We start from the raw sequence: 5985 nt of genomic DNA, 5'->3' as shown, positions 1-5985 counted from the left end.
GGGGGGGCGTCGCCGCGGGGGCGCCCCCCGCGACGGCGGGCCCCGCCGCGTGCTGACACGCGCCGGAACCCGCCGTTCACCCGGTCACCGGCCCCCTGCGGGAGCCGCGGCCGTCACTTCCTGCGGCGACGCCCGCCCTTGTTCTCCCGCTGCGCCTTGCGCCGCTCCGCGCGGGTCAGGCCGTCGGCGGAGGAGCGGGTCGGGCCGCCCTCGGTGACGAAGTCGCCCTCGTCGACACCGCCCTCGGCGTTCGGCGCCTGGAAGTGCAGCCGGTCGGGGCGGGAGGGGGCGTCGAGGCCCTTGGCGCGGATCTCCGGGCGCGCGCCCGCGGGCACCGCGTCCGCCTTCTCCAGCGAGGTCCGCGGCGCCGCGTCCTCCACCGGCACCTCCTCGACCTGCTGCTCGACCTGGACCTCCAGGTTGAACAGGTAGCCGACGGACTCCTCCTTGATGCCCTCCATCATGGCGTTGAACATGTCGAAGCCCTCGCGCTGGTACTCGACCAGCGGGTCCTTCTGGGCCATCGCCCGCAGGCCGATGCCCTCCTGGAGGTAGTCCATCTCGTAGAGGTGCTCGCGCCACTTGCGGTCCAGGACGGAGAGCACCACGCGGCGCTCCAGCTCGCGCATGACCTCGGGGCCGAGCTGCGCCTCGCGGGCCTCGTACTGCGCGTGGATGTCGTCCTTGACGGACTCGGCGATGAACTCGGAGGTGATGCCCGCGCGGTCGCCCGCCGCGTCCTCCAGCTCCTCGACGGTGACCTTCACCGGGTAGAGCTGCTTGAAGGCGCTCCACAGCCGGTCCAGGTCCCACTCCTCGGCGAAGCCCTCGACGGTCTCGGCCTGGATGTAGGCGTCGATCGTGTCGTCCATGAAGTGCCGCACCTGCTCGTGCAGGTCCTCGCCCTCCAGGACCCGGCGGCGCTCGCCGTAGATGACCTCGCGCTGGCGGTTGAGGACCTCGTCGTACTTCAGGACGTTCTTGCGGGTCTCGAAGTTCTGCTGCTCGACCTGGGACTGCGCGGAGGCGATGGCGCGGGTGACCATCTTGTTCTCGATCGGGACGTCGTCGGGGACGTTCGCCATCGACATGACGCGCTCGACCATCTGGGCCTTGAACAGGCGCATCAGGTCGTCGCCGAGCGAGAGGTAGAAGCGCGACTCGCCCGGGTCGCCCTGCCGGCCGGAACGACCGCGCAGCTGATTGTCGATGCGGCGCGACTCGTGCCGCTCGGTGCCGAGGACGTAGAGCCCGCCGAGCTCCTTGACCTCCTCGAACTCCGACTTCACAGCCCGCTCGGCCTTCTCCAGGGCGGCCGGCAGGGCCTCGGCCCAGGCCTCGACGTCGGTGTCGGGGTCCAGGCCGCGCTGGCGCAGCTCGGCCTCGGCCAGGTCGTCGGGGTTGCCGCCGAGCTTGATGTCGGTACCGCGGCCGGCCATGTTCGTGGCGACCGTGACGGCCCCGCGGCGGCCGGCCTGGGCGACGATCGTCGCCTCCCGGTCGTGCTGCTTGGCGTTGAGCACCTCGTGCTGGATGCCGCGCTTGGAGAGCTGCTGCGAGAGGTACTCGGACTTCTCGACCGAGGTGGTGCCGACCAGGATCGGCTGGCCCTTCTCGTGCTTCTCCGCGATGTCGTCGACGACCGCGTCGAACTTGGCGACCTCGGTGCGGTAGATCAGGTCCGACTGGTCGATGCGGACCATCTGCCGGTTGGTCGGGATCGGCACGACGCCCAGCTTGTAGATCTGGTGGAACTCCGCGGCCTCGGTCATGGCCGTACCGGTCATGCCGGAGAGCTTGTCGTAGAGGCGGAAGAAGTTCTGGAGGGTGATCGTGGCGAGCGTCTGGTTCTCGTCCTTGATGTCCACCCCCTCCTTCGCCTCGATCGCCTGGTGCATGCCCTCGTTGTAGCGGCGGCCGGCGAGGATGCGGCCGGTGTGCTCGTCGACGATCATGACCTCGCCGTCGATGACGACGTAGTCCTTGTCGTTCTTGAACAGCTCCTTGGCCTTGATGGCGTTGTTCAGGTAGCCGACGAGGGGGGTGTTCACCGACTCGTAGAGGTTGTCGATGCCCAGCCAGTCCTCGACCTTGGCGACGCCCGACTCGTGGATGGCGACGGTGCGCTTCTTCTCGTCGACGTCGTAGTCGCCGGTCTCCTCGATGCCCTTCAGGGGCTGCGCGGGCTCGCCCTTGCTCAGGCGGCGCACCAGCTTGGCGAAGTCGCCGTACCACTTGGTGGCCTGATCGGCGGGGCCGGAGATGATCAGCGGGGTGCGCGCCTCGTCGACGAGGATGGAGTCGACCTCGTCGACGATCGCGAAGTTGTGCCCGCGCTGCACCAGTTCGTCCCTCGACCACGCCATGTTGTCGCGCAGGTAGTCGAAACCGAACTCGTTGTTCGTCCCGTAGGTGATGTCGCACGCGTACATCGCGCGGCGCTGGGCGGGGGTCATGTTGGCCAGGATGCAGCCGACCTCCAGGCCCAGGAACTTGTGGACGCGGCCCATCATCTCGGAGTCGCGCTCGGCCAGGTAGTCGTTCACCGTGATCAGGTGGACGCCCTTGCCGGACAGCGCGTTGAGGTAGGCGGGCAGGGTGCCGACGAGGGTCTTGCCCTCACCGGTCTTCATCTCGGCGACGTAGCCGAGGTGCAGCGCGGCGCCGCCCATCAGCTGGACGTCGTAGTGGCGCTGGCCGAGAACGCGCTTGGCGGCCTCGCGGACGGTCGCGAAGGCCTCGGGCAGCAGGTCGTCGAGGCTCTCGCCGTCGGCGACGCGCTGCTTGTACTCGTCGGTCAGGGCACGCAGCTCGGCGTCGGAGAGGCTGACGAAGTCCTCTTCGATGGAGTTGACCTGGTCCGCGATGCGGTGCAGCTTGCGCAGGATCTTGCCTTCGCCTGCACGCATGATTTTGGAGAGGACGGACACGGGGGCAGTTCTCCTTGCCGGTCGGGCCTGGCGCGGTCACGGACGGATGACACGAAAATTAACGCCCATCGTAAGCGAGGACCCCAGCGCCTCGGGAGGTCCGTCACGTGGTCAACGGACGGCGGGCTCGGAAGGTGCCGCACGGCCCCGGAAACCCTTTGGCGGCCCTGCCCGCTACCGCGCAGAATCGGCCGATGGAACCGATCACGCTCACCACCCCCCGGCTGACCCTGCGCCCTGTTGGCCCCGAGGACTCCGACGCGGTCCTCGCCGCCTGCCAGGACCCCGCGATCCAGCGCTGGACGACGGTTCCCGCCCCCTACCTCCGCGAGCACGCGGAGGGGTTCACCGGCTCCTACGGGCCGGACGGCTGGCGCGACGACAGCGCCTTCACGTTCTCCGTCCTGGACACCGCGAGCGGCGCCCTGGTGGCGATGACCGGGGTGATGCGCCGCGGCGAGCGCTCCGCCGAGCTGGGCTTCTGGACCGTCGCCGAGCACCGTGGCAACGGCTTCATGACGGAGGCCGCCCGCGCGGTCTCGCGATGGGCCCTGGAGTCGGCCGGGATCGAACGGCTGGAGTGGCGGGCCGAGGTGGGCAACACCGCGTCCCGCGCGGTGGCCCTGAAGGCGGGCTTCACCCTGGAGGGCACCCTGCGCTCCGCGCTCGTCCACCGGGACGTGCGCCGCGACGCCTGGGTCGGCTCGCTGCTCCCCTCCGACCTCGGGCTGCCGTCCCCGGCCCCGTACCTCGCGGCCCCGGCGTGACGGCCCCGGCCCGACTGTCAGTGGCGGCGTCTACGGTACGACCATGACCACCGCGCCCGAGCAGCCCGAACCCGCGCCGGCTCCCGACCTGGCCCTGTCCGCCGACGAGGCCCGCCGCCTCGCCCTGCGCGCCCAGGGCCTCCTCGGCGCGCCCGACCGCAGGGCCGGGGTCCGCGGCGTCCTGCGCGCCCTCGGCGCGGTGCAGCTGGACACCATCTCGGTCCTCGCCCGCTCCCACGAGCTGATCCCGTACGCCCGGCTCGGTGCCGTCGGCCGCCGCACCGTCGAGGACGCGTACTGGACGGGGCCCGGTCCCGACCCGGCCGCGCCCGCACCGGCCGGCTTCGAGTACTGGTCGCACGCCGCGTGCGTGCTGCCGGTCGAGGAGTGGCCGCACTTCGCCTTCCGCCGCCGCGCCTACCGCGCCCGCCCCCAGTGGCACCACGACCTGCCCGACGGCGCGTACGACCAGGTGGTCAAGCAGTTGCGCGCCGAGGGACCGCTGACCGCCACCGAGCTCGGCGGCGCGAAGAACAAGGGCGAGTGGTGGGACTGGTCCGACTCCAAGATCGCCGTCGAGCGGGCGCTGATGTACGGCGAGGTGGTCTGCGTCGACCGCCGCTCCTGGAAACGCGTCTACGACCTGGCCGAGCGGGCGGTCCCCGCCCGGCTGCTGCACGACGACCTCTCCGACACCGAGTGCGTCCGACGCCTGGTCGCGCTCGCCGGCGCGGCCCTCGGCGTCGCCACCCGCGCCGACATCGCCGACTACCACCGGCTGCGCAACGAGCAGGTGGACGCCGTCATCGCCGACTCGGGCCTCGTCCCGGTCACCGTCGAGGGCTGGGGCCGCCCCGCCTGGGCCGACCCGCGGGCGCTCGCCACGCCCCCCAGGGGCCGCCACCGCACGACGCTGCTCTCCCCGTTCGACTCGCTGATCTGGGACCGCGCCCGCACCGAGCGCGTCTTCGGCCTCACCCACCGGCTGGAAGCCTACGTGCCCAAACCGAAGCGGGTGCACGGCTACTTCGCGATGCCCGTGCTGTCCGGCGGCCGGCTGGTCGGCCGGGTGGACCCGGCGCGCGACGGGACCACGCTGGTCGCCAAGCACGTCACGCTCGGCACGGAGACACCGGCCGCGCCCGGCGCGCCGCGGGGCGTCGGCGCGGCCAAGGCCGTCGGGCCAACCGCGCGGGCGCTGGCCGAGGCGGCGAGCTGGGTGGGGTGCACGGCGGTGCGCGTCGAGCGGATCAACGCTCCGGAGCTGCGCGCCGCGCTCGTCGCGGAGACCGAACTGGCGCTCAGGGAGCATCCGTTGACGCGGAGCTGACGGCCCGTCGGGGCAGGGTCGCGCACGGCCGCGTCAGCCGATCTCGAGGATCTTCTCCCGCATCGCGTAGACCACGGCCTCCATCCGGGAGTGCAGCTGCAGCTTCTCCAGGATGTTGCGGACGTGGTTCTTCACCGTGTTCTCCGAGATGAACAGCTCCTTGGCGATGTCCCGGTTGTTCATCCCGGTGGCCACCAGCTTGAGCACCTCCAGCTCCCGGTCGGTCAACCGGGGGGCGGGCACCAGCCGGCGCTCGTCGGTGCGCTGGATCATCGACTTGAACTCGATCAGCAGCTTCGAGGCCATCGACGGGCTGATCTGCGACTGCCCGTCGGCCACCGCGCGGATCGCGGTCGCCACCTCGTCGGTGGAGATCTCCTTGAGCAGGTAGCCGGTGGCGCCGGCCTTGATCGCGTCGTAGAGGTCGGCCTCCTCGTCGCTGATCGTCAGCATGATGATCTTCGCGCTCGGCGCCACCTCCTTGATCGCGGTGCACGCCTCGATCCCGCCGCGCCGCGGCATCCGGACGTCCATCAGCACGATGTCGGGCAGCAGGTCGGCCGCCTTGTCGACCGCCTCGGCGCCGTCCCCGGCCTCGCCGACGACCTCGATGCCCTCCTCGTGGACGAGCACGATCTCCAGGCCGCGGCGGAAGAGCGCGTGGTCGTCGACGACCAGGACCCGGATCGGCTCCGCCCGCGCGGGCCCCGCGGCTGCCCCGTAACCGGCGTCCTCGGACCCGCCGGCGGGGGCGCCTGCGGGCCCGCCGCGGTCGCCGAACACCGGACCGAAGCTGTTCGCCATCGTTCCTCCCCCTGACGGCCGAGGCCTGTCGTCCTGGAAAGCCGTGCCAACGCGACCGGGCGGAGCGCGGGTTGGGCCGTGGGGTCATGCTTTCATGCCGGGCGGCCGCGGAGGTGCGCCTCCGCGCAGACGTCACCCGCACAGGGTCCGGGCC

General features: G+C 71.5%; 4 protein-coding genes. 2 read left to right on the top strand and 2 right to left on the bottom strand.

What is annotated here, in order from left to right; genetic code table 11:
- Window positions 1–113: 113 nt before the first annotated feature.
- Entirely contained in the window at window positions 114–2930 is a 2817-nt protein-coding gene (gene secA, locus ACFWEG_RS27925; protein ID WP_387220592.1) for a preprotein translocase subunit SecA, read from the bottom strand.
- Between the two features lie 194 nt (window positions 2931–3124).
- On the opposite strand from secA, the gene ACFWEG_RS27920 reads away from it, so the two are divergent.
- Together ACFWEG_RS27920 and ACFWEG_RS27915 are read left to right on the top strand one after the other, a co-directional pair.
- On the top strand, window positions 3125–3697 hold the full coding sequence (locus tag ACFWEG_RS27920; protein WP_387220590.1) for a GNAT family N-acetyltransferase: 573 nt from the start codon (window positions 3125–3127) through the stop codon (window positions 3695–3697).
- A gap of 43 nt (window positions 3698–3740) precedes the next feature.
- The gene (locus ACFWEG_RS27915) at window positions 3741–5027 is read left to right on the top strand and encodes a winged helix-turn-helix domain-containing protein (RefSeq protein WP_387220587.1); all 1287 of its coding nucleotides are present in this window, start codon (window positions 3741–3743) and stop codon (window positions 5025–5027) included.
- Window positions 5028–5060: 33 nt separating this feature from the next.
- Here the strand turns inward: ACFWEG_RS27915 and ACFWEG_RS27910 are convergent, their stop codons facing one another.
- Window positions 5061–5831: a response regulator gene (locus tag ACFWEG_RS27910; RefSeq protein WP_387220584.1), complete on the bottom strand. Its 771-nt coding sequence runs from the start codon at window positions 5829–5831 to the stop codon at window positions 5061–5063.
- Window positions 5832–5985 lie beyond the last annotated feature (154 nt).

This window comes from Streptomyces sp. NPDC060194, assembly GCF_042728285.1.
In the GTDB taxonomy this organism is placed as follows: Bacteria; Actinomycetota; Actinomycetes; order Streptomycetales; family Streptomycetaceae; genus Streptomyces.
Note: the sequence above shows the minus strand (reverse complement) of the source record. Positions and strands in the feature narration are given on the sequence as shown.

Bases quoted from the DNA above. Each gene is read 5' to 3' on its own strand.
- ACFWEG_RS27920 (WP_387220590.1), top strand. From the start codon at position 3,125: ATGGAACCGATCACGCTCACCACCCCCCGGCTGACCCTGCGCCCTGTT.
- ACFWEG_RS27915 (WP_387220587.1), top strand. From the start codon at position 3,741: ATGACCACCGCGCCCGAGCAGCCCGAACCCGCGCCGGCTCCCGACCTG.
- ACFWEG_RS27910 (WP_387220584.1), bottom strand. From the start codon at position 5,831: ATGGCGAACAGCTTCGGTCCGGTGTTCGGCGACCGCGGCGGGCCCGCA.